The organism is Actinosynnema sp. NPDC023658, from assembly GCF_040639995.1.
Taxonomy (GTDB): Bacteria; Actinomycetota; Actinomycetes; order Mycobacteriales; family Pseudonocardiaceae; genus Actinosynnema.
Window position 1 is genome coordinate 838 of the sequence record NZ_JBFAAX010001046.1, and the last position, 1,024, is coordinate 1,861.

The 1,024-nt window shown below is 73.0% G+C and carries 2 protein-coding genes; both read right to left on the reverse strand.

What is annotated here, in order from left to right:
* The coding region (locus AB0G02_RS37880) for a hypothetical protein (protein WP_360804635.1) at nucleotides 1-375 on the reverse strand (375 nt) is incomplete at its 3' end.
* Nucleotides 376-460: 85 nt separating this feature from the next.
* Nucleotides 461-1,024, reverse strand: a 564-nt coding sequence (locus AB0G02_RS37885; RefSeq protein WP_360804638.1) for a hypothetical protein, incomplete at its 5' end; no start/stop codon positions are given.

Below are 1,024 nucleotides of genomic sequence, written 5' to 3' on the forward strand. Positions count from 1 at the left end.
GATCCTCTTCGCCTCGATCAGGACGTGGGCGGACGGGGTGGTGATGGTGGCGTCCGGCTGCACGATCAACCGGTCGCCGCGCGAGCGCCCGTCGGGGTTGAGGACGACCTCGTCGGGCAGGAAGACCAGCTCCGCGTCCTCGACCTCCCGGGACGCGGTGAGGCGGGCCTGGTCGGCGCCGTGGGCGTTGTCCAGCACCGCGCCGAGGAACGCGCGGCGGGGGAGGAAGTCCAGGGCGGTGAGGACCTCGGCGGTCAGGACGTTCTCGCGTCCGCGTCCTCCGTCCCGGTAGTGGCGCACCGAGGCGCCTTCCCAGGAGATCTCGTCCAGCAACCTGCCCAGTACCGAGGTGTTGCGATGAGCCTGCGGCTCCACTGGTTCTCCTGAAGGGGTTCGGGTCGGGAACTCGACGATGCCGGTCGCCCGCTTCGGCGGCCGTGCACGCGACCGGGCGGGCCGTTCAGCCGGTCACCAGGCGGTAGGTGCCGCGGTCGACGCGTTCCAGGTCGTCGTAGGTGGTGGCGGCGTGGTCGGGGGCGTTGCGGCACAGGTGCGAGGTGACCATGGTCCGGACCGTGGCCTCCGCGTAGCCGGTGCCCCGGCGGGCCATCTCGTCGATGACCTCGGGCACGGTGAAGGTCGACGCGCCCGATCTGGTCAGCAGGGCGCGGATCGCGTCGAGGATCTCCCGGCGGGCACCGTCACGGGTGCCCGCGGGTGTCGGGGCGTCGCTGTCGTCGCCCGCCCGACGGGTCGGGGTCTGCGGGCGCTCGGTGGCGGAGGTGTCCGCGTCCTCGGAGCCGGTGAGCGGATCGACGAGGTAGACCGCCAGGTGGAGGGTGTCGTCGACGCGAACGCGCGCGAGACGCGTCGCGGTGACGTGGTGGCGGATCAGGTCGGCACCGATGGCACCGGACGCCGTGGCGGGCAGCCCGCCCTCAACCAGGCCGCGACCAGCACCGGCAGCGGCAGGTCCTCGTCCACCCGGGACGCGCCGTCCGACAGCGAAACCCGCACGTCCACC